The sequence below is a fragment of the Roseateles saccharophilus genome (genome assembly GCF_031458095.1).
GTDB classification, from domain to species: domain Bacteria; phylum Pseudomonadota; class Gammaproteobacteria; order Burkholderiales; family Burkholderiaceae_C; genus Pelomonas; species Pelomonas saccharophila_A.
Genome location: NZ_JAVDXU010000005.1, coordinates 242,998 through 263,980, shown reverse-complemented (window position 1 = coordinate 263,980; position 20,983 = coordinate 242,998). Strand labels below are relative to the sequence as shown.

The following is a 20,983-nucleotide window of genomic DNA, read 5'->3' as shown; positions in this document are numbered from 1 at the left end:
CATGAGCCACCACGACCATTCCCGCCGCCATTTCCTCGGTTCAGCCGCCGGTATCGCCACCGCCGGTGCCTTCGGCTTCGGCAGCTTCGGCGGCCTGCAATCCGCCTTCGCCAGCGAGCTCTTCGACCCGACCACGCCGCGCCAGCCTCACCATCCGGCCAAGGCCAAGGCCGTCATCTGGCTGCACATGGCCGGCGCGCCCAGCACCCTGGACCTGTTCGACTACAAGCCCGAGCTGATCAAGCTGGCCGGCACCCCCCTGCCCGACAGCTTCGGCAAGGACCTGAAGACGGCCACCGACGGCGGCGTGGGCAACCTCTACGCCAGCAAGCGCACTTGGAAGCAGCACGGCGAGTCGGGCGCCTGGGTGTCGGACCTGCTGCCCAACATCGCCAAGCAGGCTGATGACATCGCCTTCCTGAAGGGCAGCAAGACCGAGGGCAGCACCCATGTCATCGCGTCGCTGAAGCTGCACACCGCCGGCCTGGTGCCGGGCCGCCCGGCCCTGGGCTCCTGGGTGCAGTACGGCCTGGGTTCGGCCAACCCCGACCTGCCCGCCTTCGTCGTGCTGCCCACCGGCGTCGGCGCGGCCGGCGGCGGCCGTGGTGCCGTCATCTGGAGCAGCGGTTTCCTGCCCGCGGCGCTGCAGGGCACGCCCTTTCGCAAGGGCGACTCGCCCATCCTGCACCTGGCCCGCCCCGACGGCATTACCGAGAAGGAGCAGCGCGCCCAGCTCGACCTGCTGCGCGCCCTGAACGGCGAGCATGCCGAGCGCTATCCCGGCGACACCGAGCTGATCGCCCGCGCCAAGAGCTATGACCTGGCTTATCGCATGCAGGTCTCGGCCCCGGAGGCCGTCGACCTGGGCAAGGAGACGGCCACGACCAAGGCCGCCTACGGCATCGGCAGCAAGGAGACCGACGAGTACGGCACCGCCCTGCTGCGCGCCCGCCGCCTGGTGGAACGCGGCGTGCGCTTCGTGCACGTCATCTCCGGCGCGCCGGACAACAGCGTGGATTCGTGGGACGCGCATAACAACCTGGAGAAGAACCACGCCGTCATGTGCAAGCAGGTGGACCAGCCGGTGGGTGCGTTGTTGGCCGACCTGAAGGCGCGCGGCCTGCTGGAGACGACGCTGGTGGTGTGGGCCTCGGAGTTCGGCCGCACGCCGTATGGGCAGTCGGGCAACGGGCGGGACCACAACCCCTGGGGCTATACGCAGTGGATCGCTGGGGGCGGCATCAAGCCGGGGACGTATGGCGGCACGGACGAGATCGGATTGCGTGCGGCAACGGGCGTGGTGGACACGTATGACCTGCAGGCGACGCTCTTGCATCAGCTGGGGCTGAACCACAAGAAGCTGGTGTTTGCGCATCAGGGTCGGGCCGAAAAGGCAACCACCGTGTTCGGCGACGTCATCAAGGAGATCTTGGCTTGATGTGAGGGTCGCTGTTGCGAGGTGCTGCGTCTCATCGCTGCATTGCCGGGAGTCCGTCCCGGCGGCCGGGTAACTTTCTTCTGCGGGGCCAGAAGAAAGTCACCAAAGAAGAGGCCCTGAACCGCACACCGTCACGGCGCCGCGAAGAGCGGCGCGCGAAAACAGCCAGTGGCATTCCGCATAGACGCGACCCGCTTCGCTCTCGCTGCTGTCCCTATGACGAGCGCCATCCATCACCCCTTCACGCCGCTTAACGCCGGCTGCACGCCGGGCTCATCAGGAAATACCGAACAGCCGCGTCGCCCGAGCGGCGCTGCATTTGGTTTTCTCCTGAGCACGGCGTGCAGCCGCGCGTCGGACGGGCAGCCGGTTCGATGTGTGGTGCTCGTGACAAGTCAGACGCGAGAGCGCAGCGGGTCGCTTCGGGGTGCGGCCCGGTTCGAGCAACGCGAGCGCCTCATCCCGCTCGAGTGCGGATTGCATTAGCGCTCCTCTTTTGGTGACTTTTCTCTGGCGCGTCAGAGAAAAGTTACCCGCCCTCGCGGGGCGGATTCCCGCGGCACTGCACACGAGTCATGAGGCCCTTGGCAAATCAGTCCAAACAATGAAAACGCAAAAAGCGCTAGCTACCTTCATCCCCCTGCTGATAGCCGGCACCGTGCTCGCCGCCCAAGCCGAGCTCAGTGCCGACGAGATGCGCAGCGCCGAAGACACGCTGCGCGACCTGGACTCCAACGTCAGCCTGCAGAACCGCAAGGCCCTGGACGAGGCGCGTGAACTGGCGCGCTTCTTCCAGCAGGTCGGCGCCCACTACACGGCCCAGCCCGGCGCGGCCCGCGGTGTCGACTTCGCGCGCAAGTCGCAGGACCACGCCCAGGCCATCGCCGCCGCCGTCGAGGCCGGTGACTACGACGCCGCCCAGGACCGGCTGGCCGACCTGACGCGCAGCTGCAAGACCTGCCACGAGGTCTACAAGGCCAAGAAATGAAAGTCCGCCTTCTCATCTCTATCGCCCTGCTGGCCGCGCCGCTCGCATTGCAAGCCGCCTCGCGCCTCGAGCTCGGCCGTTGGATGCGTGCCATCGATGCAAAGAGCGTCAGCGTGCAAAAGCATCTGGCGGCCGGCCGCACCGACGACGCCGTCGCAGACGCCCATGCGCTGCGCCAGCTCTATGCCGACATGACGACCTTCTTCGAGAAGGACTACCCGGCCGCCGACGCCGTGGCTTTCTCGCGCGACGGCGAGCGCCTGGCCGCAGCCATCCCTAACGCCCTGGAGCAAGGCGACGTCACCGCAGCCAAGGGCGCGGCACGCGCCATCGCCCTGGCCTGCAACGACTGCCACGACCCTTACAAGCCCTTGCCATGAAACAGACCCTCCTGGCCCTTTCCTGGCTGGCCCTCGCCGCCAGCACCCACGCCGCGCTGAAGCCCGGCGACGCGGCGCCCGACTTCCAGGCCACCGCGGCCCTGGCCGGCAAGACCGTCGATGTGCAGTTGAAGGAGGCGCTGGCCAAAGGGCCGGTCGTCGTCTACTTCTATCCGGCCGCGTTCACGGGCGGCTGCAACCTGCAAGCCCATGAGTTCGCCGAGAACCTGGCGCGTTTCACCGCCGCCGGCGCAACAGTCATCGGCGTGTCGGGCGATGGCCTCGAGCGCCTGCGCGAGTTCTCGGCCGACCCCGAGACCTGTGCCGGCAAGCTGACCGTCGCCTCCGACGCTGACGGCCATATCGCCCGCGCCTTCGACATCGCGACGACCGCGACGCCACCCGGCCGCAAGACCACCAAGGGCCAGGACATCAACCACGCCCGCGCCGAGCGCACCAGCTTCGTCATCGGCCCCGATGGCCGTGTCGTCGCCACGGTGGGCGGCCTGGCGCCCGCAGCGAATGTGGCCGCCGCCCTCGCCGAGATCGAGCGTCTGGCGGCCCACTGACCCTTTCCCCTGCCACTCCAACCACGATGAAAAACACATCCTCCCTCCTGCTCGCGGCGGCCCTGCTCGCCTCGAGCGCCCACGCCCAGCAGACGCCCAAGCCCGAGCAGCTCATCAAATGGCGCCAGTCGGCCTACCAGGTCATTGGCTGGAACACCGGCCGCGTCAAGGCCAATGTCGATGGCGTCTACAACAAGGACGACGTCATCCGCGCGGCCAACACGATTGCCGCCGTCGCCAATGGCGGCCTGCCCACACTCTTCGCCGCCGGCACCGACAGCGGCAAGGGCTGGCATGACACCAGCGTCAAGGCCACGCTGTTCAGCGACGCCGCCGGCGCCGCTGCCGCCCAGGCCGCCTTCGGCAAGGAAGCCAACGAACTGGCCCGCGTCGCCCAGGGCGGCGACGTGGCCGCCGTCAAGGCCCAGCTCGCCGCTCTGCAGAAGACCTGCAAAGCCTGCCACGACGACTACAGGAACAGCAACTGATGAAGGCTCTGCTCTGCTCCGCCGCCCTGCTCGCCGCTGTCGGCGCCCAGGCCCAAACGCCCCCCGCCGCCGCCGCCAGCGCGCTGCCACCGCCGCCCTTCAGCTTCTTCGTCACCAGCACCGGTGCCGGCCAGGGCGCCAACTATGGTGGCCTCGAAGGCGCCGACGCGCATTGCCAGAAGCTTGCCGACGCGGCCGGCACGCCGTTCAAGACCTGGCGCGCCTACCTGAGCACCCAGGGTGCCGGCGCCGTCAACGCCCGCGACCGCATCGGCAAAGGCCCGTGGACCAATGTGCGCGGCCAGGTCATCGCACGTGACGTCGGCCATCTCCACGGCGACACGCTGGAGCAGGCCCAGCTCGGCAGCAATCTGACGCGCAACACGGCGCTGACCGAAAAGGGCGAACGCCCCAAGGCCGCCGGCGACACACCCAACGAGCACGACATCCTCACCGGCTCGACGCCCGAGGGTCGTGCCTACCCGGACGGCGCCGACAAGACCTGCCGCAACTACTCCTCGGGCGCCGAAGACGGCTCGGTGCAGTTGGGCCACTTCGACCGCACGGGTGGCGGCAATGCGTCGTGGAACTCGGCTCACGGCAGCCGCGGCTGCAGCCAGCCCAAGCTGGTGGCCACGGGCGGCGCGGGCCTGCTGTACTGCTTCGCGGCCAACTGAGGCGCTAGCGCCTTCTGAGGCCTTCCACGTCGATGACGCGCACGCCTTGCCGGCGGGCTTCGATGAGCCCGTCGGCTTCGAGCTGCTTCAGCGCGGCGTTGGCACGCTGCCGCGACACGCCCGCCAGCAGCCCGATCTCGCTCTGGCTGAAGGGCAGCAGATTGGAGCGGTTGGGATAGAGATAGGGATCGAAGAGGCTGGCCAGCGTGTGCGCGACCCGGGCATCGATGCCGGGCAGGCGGCCGATGGCCAGCAGCTCCATGAAATGCCCGAGCCGGGCATTCAGCAGCCGCGCGACGAACTGGTTGAAGGCCAGGCTGCTGTCCAGCAGCCATTGGAAGATGTGCAGGGGGATCAGCGCGACGCGGGCTTCGCGCTGCACCACGGCGTCGTAGCGCCAGCGGCCCTGCTTCATCAAGGTGCCCTCGCCGAACCAGGTCCCGGAGCAGGCCGCCGTCAGCGACGTCTCCTCGCCTTTCTCGCTGACCACCTTCTGCACCACCAGGCCGTCCATGATGCCGACCCAGTAATTCGCTTCGCCCCCGGTGCTGACCACGGATTCGCCCGGCAGATAGGTCCGCGCCATGGCCGCCGACAGCACCAGATCGAGATCACCCGCGGCCAGCGTCCTGCCCCAGGGCGAGGTGCGGATGAAGCTGTAGAGATCCTGGGAGGCCGGCATGTCGATGCAACCCATGGGTTCAGGGCATGGAGCTCAGGGCCTCGGCTCGGGGCAGATGGGCGCTGAAGATCTTGTAGAGGGTTCCGTCCGCCCGCATGGCGGCGATGGCGTCCTGGATCTTGCGGGTGTCGTCCTCGCGCACCCTGGCCCGGGACAGCGCGAAGCCTGCCGCGTAGTTGTCGCCCGGGAAGGCGTCGATGATGTCGACCCGGCCATCCAACTTGCTGTCAGCCAGGATGCGCCCCCACACGACGGGCTCGGACAGGAGGGCGGCATCACGCCCCAGCGCCACGAGCCGGGCGGCCGCCTTGGCGTCGGCGTATTCGTCCACCCGCCCCTGCTGGCGCAGCTTGGCGATCCAGTCGTCCCACTGCGGACCATGCCTGAATCCCTTGACCACCGCCAGCCGCAACTCGCTGCGCTCGGCGAACGCCTGCAGCGTGTTGACCGGGTAGGGCAGGCCGGACCGAACCAGCAGCCGGTTGCGCCCGCTCATGTAGATGACGAAGCGCGCAAATCCCTTGCGTTCTTCCGTCTCGATGGCCGACACGGTCATATCGAGGGCGCCCTGGGCCAGATCGGTCCAGGTACGGACGCGGGAGTCCACGAAGGTCTCGAACCTGCAGCCGGTGCGGCGCGCCACCTCGTCGACGATATCGACGTCGATGCCCGCCGGGCTCAGCCCCGCACGCCGAAAGGCCAGCGAGCCGTATTCATACAAGGCCACGCGGTACGGGCCGCACGCGGCCGACTGCGCCAATGCCTGCGCACCGCCCGCGGCCAAGCAAGCCGCTGCTATCCACATCCTGACGTTGCCCATGCGCCTGTACTGCCCATCTAATTTGGGTCGAGTATCCGTTGGCGGCGCAAGAGTCGCCGCAGCCTGTCTGGCCGCGATCCGAAACTGGGTGACTGCTGGGCAGCGAGGCTGTGCCGATGACTGACCACGCACGTTGCGACCGCAGGGGCAACGCTTCAAGGCGGCGTCTACCGGGCCCGTTCCAGCGCCCCCTTGACCCCAAGGCCCACCAGCGCCACGCCTGCCATCTGCTGCAGCCGCTGGAACAGCGTCGGCCGGGCTACCAGCCACCGCCGCGCCCGTCCTCCCAATGCCGCCGTGCAAAGGTTGGTTGCCGTGCCCGATACGATGGAAACCAGGCCGAGCACCGCCGCCTGCGAGCCCGGGTGGCCGAGCGACGGGTCGACGAACTGGGGCAGGATGGCCAGAAAGAAGATCGCGATCTTGGGGTTGAGCAGGTTGCTCACCGCGCCCTGTGCGAAGGGCGAGCGCCAGCGGCTGGCGCTGCCCTTCATTGCGGCGTCGAGCGCGGCCGGGCGGCGCAGCATCTGCCAGCCCAGCCACACGAGATAGGCGGCGCCGGCGGCCTTCACGGCGACGAAGGCTGTGGGCACCGCAGCCAGGAATGCCGTGAGCCCCAGCGACGCCGCGGCCACATGCACCAGGGCCGCACAGGCGATACCCACGCAAACCGCCGCGCCCGCGCGCGTGCCACGCGTCACGGCGTTGGTCAGGATGCAGATCATGTCCGGCCCCGGGATCAGCGCGAAGCCGATGTTGAGCATCGTGAAGGCCAGCAGCGTGGCGGGGTCGATCATGGCAAGGAAACGGTCGGGTCGCCCTCGGCGACGGGAGTTGCATTGGAACGCCACCCTGGCGCAGGCGTGTCAGCAGCGTGCGGCCCTCGGCTATCACGGAGTCGAAGCGGCGACAACAGACGCATGACGTTGAACGACCAGACAGAAGCACCCAGGCCATCGCGGTGAATGGAGATCCGAACGCACGGCTCTCCCCCTTTTGGGGGAGGCGGTCCGCCGACATCCCCCTTGAGGGCGATATCCGGCGTGCGGCTGGATTCAGACACTGGCGACACCATGAACCAGTCGCCATCAGATCCAGAAAGAAAGCCGGAGATCGCCATGCACCTTGCCGAGCGACGCAGCGCCGAACGGACCCACAACGAGTTGTGGCCAGAGGCTATGCGCGATGAGCTCAGGAAAGTTCAGTTCCTGCACGCCATCGAGGTCGAAGAAGTTGACGGGGAGTCTTGGCGCGACATCTTCGAGAGCTTCGAGGGGCGCCACATCCGCTTCATCTGACGACACCAGACGCTCGCGTTCAGCCTTTCAGGACGCCGTGGCCGAGTTCAACACCAGAATGGGAGAAAACCATGGCCTTGTTTGAGTTCAACCGCAGTTTCGGTCCGGTGGCTGGCGTGGCCCAGCTGTCTTTTGAGCGAAGCCCAGGGTTGATATGCGCCCGGGATTGCGATGGGAGGATGGTCATGAGCATCGCCACCGGCCCGGGCTTCGGTCAGCGCCTGGCGGCGGCGTTTTCCGACTACAGGCAGGCGATGCAAGACGCAGATCGCCGAGGGCAGTTGTCCTTCTCCTCGGAGTAACTTGCGCGCAGGCCGGTTTCAGACCTTCCATCTGACTGCGGGTCCTGGTCTGGCGCGAGCATGCGCTGTTCTCGGGCAGGGGGGCTGCTTTGCAGCGAATGCTGACGTGCCAGCCTTGCTATGCTCGCAGATGCATCATCTCTACGCGACACACATGCTATTGAATCGGCCCCCTTTTATTTGCTCGATCATCTCTGTTCTTCTCATGGTGGGCTGTAGTTCCGCGCCTCTTTCATTTGTCCAAGGAGTGCCGCTGTCGCGTGCTGACGGCAGTCTTTATCCGGTGCGCATCGTTTCAGTAGATGGGAAGATCCAGTTCGGCGGTCGTCCCGATGGATCCGTTGAACTGTGGCCTGGTGTGCGCTCAATAGTTTTTGAAGCGGCACCTGGCGCGGGTGCTCGTAAGAGTGTCCAGAGGACGTTCATGGTTAAGGTCGAACCTTGCACCAATTACTACTATGCCGCTAGAAGGGCTGCGGTTATGGATTCGGATTGGTCGCTCGTACTTGATCGGAAAGAGCCAGTGGCAGGTTGCAATCCAGAGGAAGAACTCAGGAAGGCTAGCCTAGCCAACGCTCGCGGCGGTTCGTGAGTCGATAGGGCTGTCTGGCAGCCGGTGTACCAGTTGGACGCGGTGGCGATGTGACGAGTCGGTGTCTGAATCGAAAGACCGCAATCAGCCTGAAGCCGACGGCATGATCCCGGCGGCCCGCTTCGCGGGCGAAAGCAGACTTCCCTGTGCGTCTGCAACGGTTGGACTCGCAACTGTCCAGATCGCTGCGTCCTGGCGTGAGAGTTACCCCATGCGCTACCTGAACCTCATATTTCTTTCGGCCTATTTTTTGGCGGGCTGCACCCAAGAAGCACCGCATCCGCCGGCGCGTCAATACGACCCCGTTCTCGTCAAAGCGCGGGCATTGCAGGCGCTGGTCTGCGTGCAGTTGCAGCGTGTGCCCCCCGAATGGAAATCCGATGTTGTCTTCCGCTCGCCGAGTAGTGGCGACATGTGGGAGCTGCTATCCGACCAGCCGCTGGTGGATCACGCGAAACGGATCAGCAGCGTCTACAGCCGTGGAAGCGGTAACGTCTACTTGGTTCTGCAGGAGGGGCTGCCCGAAACGATATCGGTTTATGGCCCGATCCCGCCCGCTCCGAAGTGCCATGAAACCAGGGCCGTTTGAGGTCGCACTAGGGCAATGAGCGTCCAACTCGCCATTCCCCTTTGCAGCGAGGTTGTGTGAAAACTCGGCCGGCGGCGTGTTTCCGGGGGGCTCGACAGCATTGGCGCCTCTGCGATCGTCGATCCTGAGCAGCCGTTCAAGACGTCCGCCGCAGGATCTTCTCCATGGCCTTGCCCTTGGCCAGCTCGTCGATGAGCTTGTCCAGATAGCGCAGCTTGCGCATCAGCGGGTCCTCGATCTCCTCCACGCGGACGCCGCAGACCACGCCCTTGATGAGGGCTGCATCGGGATTCAGGGCCGGCGCCTCGGCGAAGAAGGTCTCGAAGTCGGCGCCGCTGTCGAGCTGGCGCTGCAGACCGGCCTCGTCATACCCCGTCAGCCAATGGATGATGCGATCGACCTCGCCCTTGCTGCGGCCCTTGGCCTCGGCCTTGCGGAGGTAGAGCGGGTAGACCTTGGCAAAGGGCGTGGCGAAGATGCGGTGGCCGGCCATCGTCATTGCTCCTGCGGAATCACGGCGTCGATGAGCCATGCTAGCGCCACCGGGATTTCGCCTAGGCCGACAAACGGGCGCGCCTAGGCAATTCGCCCCATGAGCACCGCCCCGCCTTAGGCCTAGTCTGAGCGCATCGATCACCGGAGGATTCGATGGCGCAGCTGACCGCAGAGGCCTTGGCCAAAACACGAAAGACCGTGCAGTCCTACGAAGGGTACGCACGCGAGTACGACTCCCTGGTGGCCGAGAAGCGCCCGCCGCATATCGAGGACGCGCTGCGCCGCCTGGTGCGCTGCCTGCCGCCCGGCGGGACTGTGCTGGAGATCGGCTCCGGCCCGGGGCGGGACGCGGATTTCGTCGAGTCCCTGGGCGCGAGCGTGCGGCGCACCGACGCGGCCCGGGCCTTCCTGGACCTGATGGCCGAGCGCGGCCAGCGGGCCGAGCTGTTGAATGTTGTGACCGACGCCCTCGGTGGACCCTATGACGGCGTGCTCGCCATGGGTGTACTCATCCATGTGGAGCGCGAGCAGATCGACGCCGTGCTGCACAAGATCCACGCCGCCCTCAAGCGCGGCGGCGCATTCCTGGTCGCGATGCGCAAGGGCACGGGCGAGACCGGCGGCGACTGCCTCACGGTGTGCTGGCCCGCCGACCACTTTGCCGCGCGGCTCGCCGCCGCGAGCCTGACGATCGACTGGCAGGCCGAGAGCGTGGGCCGCGACGGCAACGACTGGGTCAGCTTCCTGGCCAGGCGCGCATCATGAGCCGGCGCGGACTGCTGCTGTTCGTCCTGCTCAGCCTGCTCTGGGGCATCCCCTATCTGCTGATCAAGATCGCCGTCGCCGAAGTGGCGGTGCCTTTCATCGTCTTTGCCCGCTCGGCACTGGGGGCCGCCGTGCTGCTGCCCTTCGCGCTGCGCGGCGAAGGCTTTGCCGCGGTGCGCGCGCACTGGCGGCCGGTCCTCGCCTTCGCGGTCGTCGAGATGATCATTCCCCAAGGCCTGGTCGTGCATGGCGAGACGCGCATCAGCAGCTCGATGGCGGGGCTGCTGGTGGCGGCCACGCCCATCATCACCGTGGCGCTGAATCGGCTGCGCCGTGATCACGACCGCCTCGGGGCCGGCCGGCTCGCCGGCCTGCTGCTGGGCTTCGCCGGCGTTGCGGTCCTGGCGTTGCCCGAACTCGGCGGCGACCTGCTGTCGGTGCTGGAAGTGCTGCTCGCCGCCGCCTGCTATGCCGTCGGGTCGATGATCGCGGCGCGCTGGCTCGGCCCCCTGCCCGCGATACCGATGACGGCGACCTGCCTGGCCTTCGCCGCCCTCGCCTATCTGCTGCCGGCCCTGGGCAGCTGGCCCCCGGCATGGCCGAGCCACGAGGCCAGCTTCGCCATCGTCGCTCTGGGCATGGCCTGCACGGCGGTCGCCTTCGCCGCCTTCTTCCTGCTGATCCGCGAGGTCGGCTCGGAACGGGCCGTCGTCATCACCTACACCGCGCCGCCCGTGGCCGTCGCCGCTGGGGTGACCATGCTCGGCGAACCCTTGGACGGCCGCATCCTCGTCGCCTTCGCTCTCATCCTCTGCGGCGCCTGGCTGGCCACGTCGCGGGGGCCGCGACTCACCGCGACCGCGTCGGCCGCCAAGGGCTAGCGCCTGCCCCATTCATTCCACAGGAGAGTCAGACCCATGCAAAACCACCAGATCCTGTTCGTGCAGGGCGCCGGCGAAGGCGCCCATGCCGAAGACCAGGCCCTTGCCACCTATCTGACGCATGCCGTCGCGCCGGACTGCACGGTGAGATATCCCAGATTCGCCGGCCTGGAGGACGTGGCCTACGAGGTGTGGAAGACCGAGATCGCGGCCGAGCTGCGCAGCTTCGGCAAGCCCGGCATCGTGGTCGCCCACTCCCTGGGCGGCGCCGCGATGCTGAAGTATCTGAGCGAGCAGCGCCCCGAGCTGTCGCTGGCCGGCCTGTTCCTGGTCGGCACGCCCTACAAATGCGTTGACGGCGAATGGGGCAGCGACGACTTCGCCATGCCCGTCGACTTCGCCTCCGCCCTGCCGCGCATCGGCGCGATCTTCCTGTATCACAGCGCCGACGACGAATGGGTGCCCTTCCCGCATCTGGCCCGCTGGGCCGAGAAGCTTCCGGCTGCGACGGTTCGCCCCTTCACCGATCGCGGCCACTCCTTTTCCAAGCTGGCGTTTCCCGAATTGATAGCCGACATCCGCTCGCTGCGCCAGGGCAGCTAGCCGGCGGCCAGGCCGAGCCTGTGCGCAGCCGCCGCGGCGGCGCCCCGCGACGGCACCTCGAGCTTGGCGAGGATGTTGGACACATGCACGCTGGCGGTCTTGACGCTGATGAAGAGAGCCTCGGCGATCTCGCGATTCGACTGCCCCTGGGCGACCAGCTTCAACACCTCGACCTCCCGCGCCGTCAGGCCCGCCGAGGTGGTCGGGGGCGAGGCGAGCTCGCCCGGTTCGAGTTCTATGCGGCCGCGCTGGGCTGCGCTGGCGATCTGGCCGAGCAGAGGCACGGCGGCCAGCTGCCGCGCCAGCCCTGCTCCCTGGCGCAGCGCCTGCGCGGCCGGGCCGCGTTCGCCGCAGGCCAGCAGGGCCGAGCCCTGCCGCATCAGCCCATAGGCCGACCATTGGACATCCCCTATCGCCTGCCAGGCTGCGACGGACCGGCCCCAGGCCTCGGCATCCGGGCGAGCGTCGAGACGGCCGCGCTCGGCCAGGCAGGTCAGGGCGCAGGCGCGCTCGACCGGACCGGGCTGCGCCAGGCCTGCGGATGAATCCGCCAGCAGATCGCGCAGCGCCTCGGTCCCGCCGGGCTCGACGCCCATGCGCCAGGCATGGGCGATCAAGGGCCAGAGCAGCCGCGGCGACAGCCAGCCCCTGAGCGCGCCGATCCGATGGCAGGCCTCGACGGCGGCGGCTGAGTCCGCCCTCAGCTGGGCGACCTCGATGTCCAGTCGAAGCCGGGCGGCGGCGCGGCGCGGCGCGTCCTGCCCGGCCTCTTCGGCCGCCGCCAATACCTTCAAGGCCGCCTCCGCAGTGGCGAGGTCGCCCCGGCCGGTCGCAATCAACCCTCTGACCTGCCACAGCTGCACGCGCCCTAGCGGCGAGGGATCCAGCTCCAGGGCTTCCGCCATCATGTCGACCGCTTCGTCCCAGCGCCCGACGGCCATCAGCGAGCGCGCGAGGAGCTGGGCCACCGAAGCGCCCATATAGCGCGCCTGCCCGAGCTCGCGGGCCCGCTGCCAGGCCAGGCTGGCGGCCTCGACGGCCGCCGCATGCTCGCCGCGCGCGTCGAGCAGATCGGCCATCGCCACGCGGGCAATCATCTCCACCCGCCCCGAGGCGCTCGCCTGCGCATCACGCAGGGCGCGCTGCAGCAGCTCCACCGTGGCGGCGTCGGCGGCGGGCCGGCCCAAGGCCGCGGCCACCCAGGTTTCGCCCCGCCACTCCGCCTCGCCGGGGCGCGCCGCCAGCAGGGCCAGCTCGTCGGCCAGGGCTCGCGTCTCATCGGCGCGGCCGTGCAGGGCCAGGGCGCGGGCGAGCTGGCCGAGGGCCTCCGCCCGCGTGCGCGTCGGCCCCGGCGCCAGGCGCAGCGCCTGTTGAAGGTCATCCAGCTCGCCCGCATGCAGGCACTGCTGGCGCATCATGGCGCGCTCGAGCAGCAGGGCCGCGACGCGCTCGCTGTCGGCCACAGCATCGAGTTCCGCGATGCCGGCATCGACGAGGCGCTGCCCGCGTTCGGGCTCCACCGACCAGCAGGCGGCATCGGCCGCCGCCTCCAGCAGCTGGGCCCTGTCCACACCGGCCGGGCGTTGCGACGCCTCGACGCGCGGCCACAGCTCGAGCGCATGTTCAAGCATGCTCAGCCGCTCGGCATAGGCCAGCCGGGCGGTGGCCTCCCGCGCGGCCAGCCAGGCCGCCTGCAACGCCCGCACCGGGTCGTCCGCCGCGCGCCAATGCAGGGCGATGCGGGCCGCGATCCAGGCGTCCTCGCCGAGGCCGGGGTGGGCCTCGAGCGCTTCGGCATGGGCGCGATGCAGGCGCTGCAGTTCACCAGGCAGCAGATCGTCGCGGATCGCTTCCTGGATCAAGGCATGGCGAAAGGCGTAGGCCCCTTCATCGGCAGCCACCACCACATTGGCCTCGACGGCCGCCCGCAGTGCCGCGTCCAGCCCGTCGTCGCCGGCAACGGCGGCCAGCAGGCGGTGCCCGACGCGCAGGCCGCCCACCGCCATCGCCTGCAGCACGGCGCGCGTGCGCGGCGGCAACTCGTTCACCGTACCGAGCAGCAGGTCGCGCAAGGAGCCGGCCAGCCGGGCGTGTGCGCCGCCGTTCTGGGCGACCAGGGCTTCGGTGAACAGGGGCACCCCGGCGCCACGGGCGTAGACGGCGTTCACGATATCGGGCGCCGCCTCCTGGCCCAGCAAGGTGCTCAGGTGCAGGGCCACGTCTGCGCGCGACAGGCGCGCCAGCGCGAGCTCGGTCACGCCGTCGATGCGCGCCAGCTCGGTCAGTCCCGAGCGCAGCGGGTGGGCCGAGGCCAGGGCCTCGCTGCGATACGACGCCAGCAACAGCAACCGGGCCTCGCGCAGATTGCGGGCCAGGTAGGCGAGCAGATCGCGGGTCGAACGATCGGCCCAGTGCAGGTCTTCCAGGATCAGCACCACCGGCGCCCGAGCCGACAGCCGCGCCAGCAGCAGGCGCAGGGACTCGAACAGGCGCGAGCGCGCCATGCCCGGGTCGCCTTCCGAGGGCGCCGGCCCCAGCTCGGGCAGCAGGCGGGCCAGTTCGCGCGCGCCGGCGTGCCCCACCAGGCTCACGACCTCCGCCACGCCCTGGCGCTCGACCAGCAGCCGCAGGGCGGAAACAAAGGGCGCGAACGGCAGCCCCGGCTCGCCCTGCTCGACGCACCAGCCGGCCAGGATCAGGGCCTGGTGGCCAAAGCTCTCGGCCGCCTCGCGGATCAGCCGGCTCTTGCCACCCCCACCCTCGGCGCTGATGACCACCATGCGCGCACTGCCGGCGCAGGCGTCGGCGAAGGCCTCGGCCAGCATGGCCATCTCGCTGGCACGGCCCACCATCACCGGGCTCAAGAGACGTTTCATGGCGCAATCGCCGGGGCGGGGGCGTGCAGCGACAGCAGCAGAACTCGACAAGGCATGGAATGTCGTGGGTGGCAGGGGCAGATGGTGCCATGCCCCTGGCGCCAGGACGAGGCGCGGGCGGGGCCGGGCCGGCAGGCGTAATCTCCGGCTGTCAACACTTGGCACGGCGTAGCTGGCGCGCGACCATGCCGCGGCGAATTCCGACAGGAGACAAGCATGCTGGCGCAGACCACCCCATCCGGCCCACGGGCCGAACGCATGGACGAAGTCGTGAAGCTGGTGCGCGGCAAGGCCGCCGCCGACCAGAGCGAGGCCCTGGTGGCCTTCGTGCAGAGGTATTTCGGCCAGGTCGACCCGGAGGAACTGGCCGAGCGCCAGGTGGCCGACCTCTATGGCGCGGCGGTGTCGCACTGGAGCTTTGCACGCAAGCGCGACCTCGGCCGCGCGCGGGTCAGGGTGTTCAACCCGACCATCGCCGAACATGGCTGGCAGTCCACCCACACCATCATCGAGATCGTCAACGACGACATGCCCTTCCTGGTCGATTCGGTGACCATGGAGGTCAACCGCCACGGCCTGACGCTGCATCTGATCATCCATCCGCTGATGACGATGAGCCGCGACGGCGATGGCACCCTGCAGGGGCTGGCCGCCGATGGCGTGCACGAGTCCTTCATCCATGTCGAGGTCGACCGCATTCCGGAAGCCGCCCGTCTCGAAGCGCTGGCGGCCGACGTGGCCCGCGTGCTCGACGACGTGCGCGCGGCGGTGGACGGCTGGCGCGCCATGCGCCAGCGCATGCTGGACATCGTCGACGAGCTGCAGGGCCAGGCCCCGCCCCTGCCCGGCGAGGAACTGGCCGAGGGACTGGATTTCCTGCGCTGGCTTGGCGACAACCATTTCACCTTCCTGGGCTACCGCCGCCACGGCCTGGCCAGCGTCGACGGCCAGGACGTGCTGACCGTCGTGCCCGATTCCAGCCTCGGCATCCTGCGCGACGTGGCCTCCCTCGATGCCGTGGCCGCCTTCGCCGCCCTGCCCGCCGAGGTGCGCGCCCAGGTGCGCCGGCCCGAGCTGCTGGTGGTGACCAAGTCCACCGCGCGCTCCACCGTGCACCGGCCGGGCTATCTGGACTATGTCGCCATCAAGCGCTTCGATGCCGATGGCACGGTCAGCGGTGAAGACCGCTTCCTGGGCCTGTTCACGTCCACAGCCTACAGCGCCAACCCGGCCGACATCCCGCTGCTGCGCCGCAAGGTGGCCGACGTGGTGGCGCGGGCCGGCCTGCCGCCCGGCGGCCACGCCGGCAAGGCCCTGATCAACATCCTCGAGACCTATCCGCGCGACGAGCTGTTCCAGACCAGCAGCGACGAGCTGCTGCAGACGGCGGTCGGCATCCTGCACCTGGGCGAGCGCCAGCGCTTTCGCCTCTTCGTGCGGCGCGACCCCTTCCAGCGCTTCATCTCCTGCCTGATCTACGCGCCGCGCGAGCACTACACGACCGAACTGCGCCAGAAGTGGCAGGCCCTGCTGCTGCAGGCCTTCAACGGCAGCGGCTCGGAGTTCAACGTGCACCTGTCGGAGTCGGCGCTGGCGCGCATCCAGATGACGGTGCGCACCCAGCCGGGCCGCATCCCGGCCTTCGACGTGCGCGAACTGGAGGCGCGCCTGGTGTCGGCCGCGCGGCGCTGGGACGACGACCTGAAGGCGGCCCTGATCGACGCGACCGGCGAGGCCCGCGGCATCCAGCTGCTGCGCCAGTTCGGCAGCGCCTTTCCGGCCTCCTACCGCGAGGAGTTCGAGGCCCGCGCCGCGGTACCCGACGTCGAGCTGATGACCCGCCTCAGCGACGCCGAGCCCCTGGGCATGAATCTGTACCGGCCGCTGGAAGCCCCGCCCGGCCACCTGCGCTTCAAGCTGCTGCGCCGCGGCGAGCCGCTGACGCTGTCGGCCAGCCTGCCCATGCTGGAACACATGGGCATGAAGGTGCTGGACGAGCACCCCTACCGCATCGCGCCCCAGGACTCGGCGCCGATCTGGATCCATGACTTCGGGCTGATGAGCAGCGCCGATGCCGAGGTCGAGGTCGCGGCCCTGCACCAGGTGTTCGAGAACGCCTTCGCCGCCGTGCTGCGCGGCCAGGTCGAGGACGACGACTTCAACCGCCTCGTCGTGGCGGCGCGCCTGACGGCCGAGCAGATCGTCGTGCTGCGCGCCTATGCCAAATACATGCGCCAGATCGGCTTCGCGCTGTCGCAGTCCTTCATCGAGGCGACGCTGGCGACGCATGCCGGCATCGCCGGCCAGCTCGCGCGCCTGTTCGAGCTGCGCTTCGACCCGGCCGGCGGCGCCAACGCGCAGGCCCAGGCCGCCGAGCAGGTCCAGGCCATCACGGCCGCACTCGAAGAAGTCGACAACCTGTCCGAAGACCGCGTGCTGCGCCAGTTCCTGGCGCTGATGCTGGCGACGACACGCACCAACTTCTGGACCCGCGACGCCGCCGGCCAGCGGCGCAGCTTCCTGTCGTTCAAGTTCGACTCGTCCAAGGTGCCGGGCCTGCCGGCCCCCAAGCCGATGTTCGAGATCTTTGTCTACTCGCCGCGCTTTGAAGGCGTGCACCTGCGCGGCGGCCGGGTGGCGCGCGGCGGCCTGCGCTGGTCGGACCGGCCGGAGGACTTCCGCACCGAGGTGCTGGGCCTGGTGAAGGCGCAGATGGTCAAGAACACCGTCATCGTGCCGGTGGGCTCCAAGGGCGGCTTCGTGCTGAAGAAGGCGCCGCCCTCCAGCGACCGCGAAGCCTTCATGAAGGAAGGCGTGGCCTGTTACCAGGACTATCTGCGCGGCCTGCTGGACCTGACCGACAACCGCGTCGGCGACAAGATCGTGCCGCCGCCCCAGGTGCGCCGCTACGACGCCGACGACCCCTACCTCGTCGTCGCCGCCGACAAGGGCACGGCCACCTTCTCGGACTATGCCAACGGCGTCAGCAAGGAATACGGCTTCTGGCTCGGCGATGCCTTCGCCTCCGGCGGCTCGGTGGGCTATGACCACAAGGCCATGGGCATCACGGCGCGCGGCGCCTGGGAGTCCGTCAAGCGCCACTTCCGCGAGATGGGCGTGGACACGCAGACCACCGACTTCACCGTGGCGGGCGTGGGCGACATGTCGGGCGACGTGTTCGGCAACGGCATGCTGCTGTCGCGCCACATCCGTCTGCTGGCGGCCTTCGACCACCGCCACATCTTCCTGGACCCCAACCCGGATGCCATGGCCTCCTTCGTCGAGCGCGAGCGCATGTTCAAGCTGCCACGCTCGTCCTGGGCCGACTACGACGCCGGGCTGATCTCGGCCGGCGGCGGCATCTACCCGCGCAGCGCCAAGTCCATCCCCATCACGCCCGAGGTCAAGCAGGCGCTGGGCATCACGGCCGACGCGATGACGCCGACCGAGCTCGTCAACGCCATCCTGAAGGCGCCGGTGGATCTCATCTACAACGGCGGCATCGGCACTTATGTGAAGGCCGCCACCGAAACCCACGCCCAGGTCGGCGACCGCGCCAACGACGCGCTGCGCGTCAACGGCGGCGAGCTGCGCTGCAAGGTGTTCGCCGAGGGCGGCAACCTCGGCTGCACCCAGCGCGGCCGCATCGAGTACGCGCTGGCGGGCGGGCGCATCAACACCGATGCCATCGACAACTCGGCGGGCGTGGACACCTCCGACCACGAGGTCAACATCAAGATCCTGCTCGGCCTGGCCGTCAGCGAGGGCGAGCTGACCGAGAAGCAGCGCAACGCCGTGCTGCCGCAGATGACCGACGACGTTGCCGCACTGGTGCTGCGCGACAACATCTTCCAGACCCAGGTGCTGTCGGTCACCGGCCATCTGGCGCCGCAGCTGCTGGATGCGCAGTCGCGCTTCATGCAGTACCTGGAGAAGGCCGACCGGCTGAACCGCGCCATCGAATACCTGCCCTCCAACGAGGAGATCGCCGACCGCCGCGGCAAGGGCCTGGGCCTGACCAGCCCCGAGCGCGCCGTGCTGCTGGCCTACAGCAAGATCTGGCTCTACGACGAGCTGCTCTCCTCCACGTTGCCCGACGATCCCTGGGTCTCGACCGCCCTGGTGCGCTACTTCCCGGCCCTGCTGCAGGAGCGTTTCGCCGGCTATATGCAGCGCCACCCGCTCAAGCGCGAGATCATTGCCACCCACGTCACCAACAGCATGATCAACCGGGTCGGCAGCACCTTTGTGCACCGCCTGCTCGAGACCACCGGCGCCCGCGCCTTCGAGATCGTGCGCGCCTATCTGCTCAGCCGCGAGATCTTCGGCATGGTCAGCCTGTGGCAGGGCATCGAGGCCCTGGACAACAAGGTGGCCGACGAGCTGCAGTCGCGCATGCTGATCGACACCAGCCGCCAGCTCGAGCGCGGCACCAAGTGGTTCCTGCGCTCCAACCGCCTCATCGACGACATGGGCGCCACCATCGAGCACTTCACGTCCAACGTCACCAAGCTCGCCGCGCGCCTGCCGCAACTGCTGGATGCCGACGAACGCGCCCGCGTCGACGCGGCGGCCGCCAGCTATGTGGCCGGTGGCGTGCCGCGCGAGCTGGCCGAACGCGTGGTGACCTTCGGCACGCTGTACGCGACGCTGGACATCGCCGAGATCGCAGGCGGTGCGCGCTGGCCGGTGGAGCTGGTGGCCGCCATCTACTTCGACCTGGCCAATCGTCTGGGCATGCCCTGGCTGCGCGACAAGATCACCGCCCTGCCCGGCGACCAGCATTGGCAGATGCTGGCCAAGGGCGCGATGCTGGACGACCTCTGGGGCCTGCAGCGCTCCATCACCGGCGCGGTGCTGGCCGACGGCGGCGACCACGACTCGCCGACGGCCCTGGTCGAGGCCTGGCAGGCCAGCAACGGCCGCACCATCGAGCGCGCCGAGCAGCTGCTGGGCGAGCTGCGTGCGGTGCCGGCGCCGGATGCGGCCATGCTGTCGGTCGCCCTGCGGGAGTTGCGTGGGTTGACCTAGTGAAGATTTGCAGCAGGCTGGCGCCAGGACGCCCAGATGCAGCTTCTGATCACGACCCGGCAGGGCAGGACAAGCTCAGCAGCCTGTCGCCGAGGAAGCGGGCAACGATCAAATCCGACGAGGTCTTGGCGGCGTGCCAGGTCGCCTCGTCGGCACTGACGGTTTCCGGGTCGCCCAATTGGAAGTAGACCTCCGAGCGGGCATCGCCGGCCTTGAGCCTCGAACATCTTTCAGCCGGATAGGCCCATGTCCCGCAACTGCCGGACAGGAAGCAGGACCGGGTGATGCAGGATTCCGACGCGAGGCTCCACTTGCCGTCAGCGGCTTCGCAGCGCTTCTGCGGACGGGAGTAGGCCATCGCAAAAACCACGATGCCGAAAAATATGCCCGTGGCCATATTCACGAGCAGCGCTGTGCGGTTGCGCATCGGATCACACCTGGAAGACCGATCTGAAGATGATGCTAACCACCCCGCCAGCGGCCCCCAAGCTTTTCAAGCGCACCCAGGCTAAAAGGTCAGCTTGACCGAGGCCGCGCTGCGCTGGGCCGCGCCATGGAAGACCGCTTCGATGTTGTTGCCATCCGGGTCGGTCACGAAGGCGGCGTAATAACCCGGGTGATAGGGCCGCTCGCCCGGCGCGCCGTTGTCCTTGCCGCCGCCGGCCAGTGCAGCTCGGTGAAAGGCATCGACCATGGCGCGATCCCTGGCCTGGAAGGCCAGGTGCACGCGGCCGGTGAGATGGCCCTGGGCGGCCTTGCTGTCGGCCGTGGACACGAACAGCTCGTCGGCCCAGAAGAAGCCCTCGCCCGTGCCGCCGAGGGGGACGTCCAGCACCTGCAAGACCGCCTCGTAGAAGCGCTGGCTGGCCGCCAGGTCGCGCACGACGAGTTGGATGTGGTCGACCAGCCGGCCACGATGCAATTCCTGGGTTTCCATGTGCACTCCGGTCCATAGGTGAGTGGAGTGGCGATGTTAGGAGTCGGGACGACGCCAGACTGTTTCTACAGGCATCCGTCTGTACGAGCCGCCACCGTGCGGGCATCCACCCATCCCTCGAATCCGCAGTTCATCCGCTTGCGCCGGCGGTCCATCGCCTGGCACTCGCGGCGCAGGCCGCGCCTGCAGACACTGCAATCACTGACACAGCCCACCCACCGGAGCCCCACATGAACACCGCCGCCAAGACCTTCTTCGTCGCCATCGCTTCTGTTGCCGCCGCTGCCGCCATCGGCGTCGGCCTGGCCAACGGCAACTCGGCACCCGCGACCGAAGTCGTGAAGCTGGAGCGCGTGGTCATCGTCGGCAAGCGCGCGGATGCCACGGCGGTGGCCAAGCTGCCGCGCGTCGTCATCGAAGGCCAGCGCGCGCGCGCGGCCGAAACGCTGGTGGCGGCGGCCCAGAGCGCCGTCTGGCTGGTCTGAGACCCGCGCCGCTGTCAGTCACCCACCCGCCGCTGGCGGGTTTTCTTTTTTCCGCACGCCGCGACTCCTGCGACGGCAATAGCGGAA

At 68.7% G+C, this 20,983-nt stretch carries 20 protein-coding genes; 13 read left to right on the top strand and 7 right to left on the bottom strand.

Features of this window, described 5'->3' with window-relative positions; all coding sequences use genetic code 11:
- Position 1: 1 nt before the first annotated feature.
- From J2X20_RS26610 to J2X20_RS26585, 6 genes are all read left to right on the top strand, one after another.
- Positions 2–1,438, top strand: a complete 1,437-nt coding sequence (locus J2X20_RS26610; RefSeq protein ID WP_310272201.1) for a DUF1501 domain-containing protein — start codon at positions 2–4, stop codon at positions 1,436–1,438.
- A 604-nt stretch (positions 1,439–2,042) separates the two neighbouring features.
- Entirely contained in the window at positions 2,043–2,426 is a 384-nt protein-coding gene (locus tag J2X20_RS26605; protein WP_310272198.1) for a hypothetical protein, read from the top strand.
- Positions 2,423–2,806 carry a hypothetical protein gene (locus J2X20_RS26600; protein ID WP_310272196.1) on the top strand — a complete coding sequence of 128 codons (384 nt, stop codon included), beginning with the start codon at positions 2,423–2,425 and terminating at the stop codon, positions 2,804–2,806. The genes J2X20_RS26605 and J2X20_RS26600 overlap by 4 nt, the downstream gene beginning before the upstream one ends.
- Positions 2,803–3,375, top strand: a complete 573-nt coding sequence (locus J2X20_RS26595) for a peroxiredoxin (RefSeq protein WP_310272192.1) — start codon at positions 2,803–2,805, stop codon at positions 3,373–3,375. Before J2X20_RS26600 ends, J2X20_RS26595 begins: the two co-directional genes overlap by 4 nt.
- A gap of 26 nt (positions 3,376–3,401) precedes the next feature.
- Entirely contained in the window at positions 3,402–3,863 is a 462-nt protein-coding gene (locus J2X20_RS26590; protein ID WP_310272189.1) for a c-type cytochrome, read from the top strand.
- Entirely contained in the window at positions 3,860–4,540 is a 681-nt protein-coding gene (locus J2X20_RS26585; RefSeq protein WP_409034211.1) for a lectin, read from the top strand. The genes J2X20_RS26590 and J2X20_RS26585 overlap by 4 nt, the downstream gene beginning before the upstream one ends.
- Before the next feature lie 4 nt (positions 4,541–4,544).
- On the opposite strand, the gene J2X20_RS26580 is transcribed toward J2X20_RS26585, so the two are convergent.
- From J2X20_RS26580 to J2X20_RS26570, 3 genes are all read right to left on the bottom strand, one after another.
- On the bottom strand, positions 4,545–5,237 hold the full coding sequence (locus J2X20_RS26580) for a Crp/Fnr family transcriptional regulator (RefSeq protein WP_310272184.1): 693 nt from the start codon (positions 5,235–5,237) through the stop codon (positions 4,545–4,547).
- Between the two features lie 4 nt (positions 5,238–5,241).
- Positions 5,242–6,042, bottom strand: coding sequence for a substrate-binding periplasmic protein (locus J2X20_RS26575; protein WP_310272182.1), 801 nt, complete (start codon positions 6,040–6,042; stop codon positions 5,242–5,244).
- 167 nt (positions 6,043–6,209) lie between these two features.
- On the bottom strand, positions 6,210–6,839 hold the full coding sequence (locus J2X20_RS26570) for a LysE family translocator (RefSeq protein WP_310272179.1): 630 nt from the start codon (positions 6,837–6,839) through the stop codon (positions 6,210–6,212).
- Between the two features lie 276 nt (positions 6,840–7,115).
- Between J2X20_RS26570 and J2X20_RS26565 the strand changes: the two genes are divergently transcribed.
- Positions 7,116–7,340, top strand: coding sequence for a hypothetical protein (locus J2X20_RS26565; protein WP_310272176.1), 225 nt, complete (start codon positions 7,116–7,118; stop codon positions 7,338–7,340).
- 1,105 nt (positions 7,341–8,445) lie between these two features.
- Positions 8,446–8,823: a hypothetical protein gene (locus J2X20_RS26560; RefSeq protein ID WP_310272172.1), complete on the top strand. Its 378-nt coding sequence runs from the start codon at positions 8,446–8,448 to the stop codon at positions 8,821–8,823.
- A 136-nt stretch (positions 8,824–8,959) separates the two neighbouring features.
- On the opposite strand, the gene J2X20_RS26555 is transcribed toward J2X20_RS26560, so the two are convergent.
- Positions 8,960–9,316, bottom strand: coding sequence for a DUF2200 domain-containing protein (locus J2X20_RS26555; RefSeq protein ID WP_310272169.1), 357 nt, complete (start codon positions 9,314–9,316; stop codon positions 8,960–8,962).
- A 155-nt stretch (positions 9,317–9,471) separates the two neighbouring features.
- On the opposite strand from J2X20_RS26555, the gene J2X20_RS26550 reads away from it, so the two are divergent.
- Genes J2X20_RS26550 through J2X20_RS26540 form a run of 3 tightly spaced genes read left to right on the top strand, consistent with a single transcriptional unit; the run spans position 9,472 to position 11,567 of the window.
- Entirely contained in the window at positions 9,472–10,083 is a 612-nt protein-coding gene (locus J2X20_RS26550; protein WP_310272166.1) for a class I SAM-dependent methyltransferase, read from the top strand.
- The gene (locus tag J2X20_RS26545) at positions 10,080–10,964 is read left to right on the top strand and encodes a DMT family transporter (RefSeq protein ID WP_310272162.1); all 885 of its coding nucleotides are present in this window, start codon (positions 10,080–10,082) and stop codon (positions 10,962–10,964) included. Before J2X20_RS26550 ends, J2X20_RS26545 begins: the two co-directional genes overlap by 4 nt.
- 36 nt (positions 10,965–11,000) lie before the next feature.
- On the top strand, positions 11,001–11,567 hold the full coding sequence (locus J2X20_RS26540) for an alpha/beta hydrolase (RefSeq protein WP_310272160.1): 567 nt from the start codon (positions 11,001–11,003) through the stop codon (positions 11,565–11,567).
- Here J2X20_RS26540 and J2X20_RS26535 read toward each other — a convergent pair.
- Positions 11,564–14,443: an ATP-binding protein gene (locus tag J2X20_RS26535; RefSeq protein WP_310272157.1), complete on the bottom strand. Its 2,880-nt coding sequence runs from the start codon at positions 14,441–14,443 to the stop codon at positions 11,564–11,566. The genes J2X20_RS26540 and J2X20_RS26535 overlap by 4 nt on opposite strands.
- Before the next feature lie 216 nt (positions 14,444–14,659).
- On the opposite strand from J2X20_RS26535, the gene J2X20_RS26530 reads away from it, so the two are divergent.
- Positions 14,660–19,474, top strand: coding sequence for an NAD-glutamate dehydrogenase (locus tag J2X20_RS26530; RefSeq protein ID WP_310272154.1), 4,815 nt, complete (start codon positions 14,660–14,662; stop codon positions 19,472–19,474).
- A gap of 49 nt (positions 19,475–19,523) precedes the next feature.
- Here the strand turns inward: J2X20_RS26530 and J2X20_RS26525 are convergent, their stop codons facing one another.
- Together J2X20_RS26525 and J2X20_RS26520 are read right to left on the bottom strand one after the other, a co-directional pair.
- The gene (locus J2X20_RS26525) at positions 19,524–19,901 is read right to left on the bottom strand and encodes a hypothetical protein (protein WP_310272151.1); all 378 of its coding nucleotides are present in this window, start codon (positions 19,899–19,901) and stop codon (positions 19,524–19,526) included.
- A gap of 81 nt (positions 19,902–19,982) precedes the next feature.
- Positions 19,983–20,411: a VOC family protein gene (locus J2X20_RS26520; RefSeq protein WP_310272148.1), complete on the bottom strand. Its 429-nt coding sequence runs from the start codon at positions 20,409–20,411 to the stop codon at positions 19,983–19,985.
- Between the two features lie 230 nt (positions 20,412–20,641).
- On the opposite strand from J2X20_RS26520, the gene J2X20_RS26515 reads away from it, so the two are divergent.
- Positions 20,642–20,896, top strand: coding sequence for a hypothetical protein (locus J2X20_RS26515; protein WP_310272146.1), 255 nt, complete (start codon positions 20,642–20,644; stop codon positions 20,894–20,896).
- Positions 20,897–20,983 lie beyond the last annotated feature (87 nt).